Annotated in this window: 1 protein-coding gene; it reads right to left on the reverse strand. The window is 61.4% G+C overall.

Annotation, left to right across the window (positions count from 1 at the left end; translation table 11 throughout):
• Position 1 precedes the first annotated feature (1 nt).
• The coding region (locus NDO48_RS29405; protein ID WP_267322942.1) for a MerR family DNA-binding protein at positions 2-251 on the reverse strand (250 nt) is incomplete at its 5' end.

The raw sequence follows: 251 nt of genomic DNA on the forward strand, positions 1-251 counted from the left end.
TTTAGCAGCAATGCAAAGCTGCGATCAACGGGCAGGAAACATTGCCATGGTGCGCGTTGCACTCTCTCACTAGCGTCGACAGGGCCTCTTCCATCCGCGTGAGGTCCGCCATGCGTACGCGCACATCGGCCAGCCGGTGAGCAGCCAGTTCGGCCGCCTCGCTGCAATGGGTGCCGTCCTCCAGTTTCAGGAGCTGGCCGACTTCATCCAGGCTGAATCCCAGGCGCTGGGCTGACTTCACGAACTTCACC

This window comes from Aminobacter sp. MET-1 (assembly GCF_026521175.1).
GTDB lineage: Bacteria > Pseudomonadota > Alphaproteobacteria > Rhizobiales > Rhizobiaceae > Aminobacter.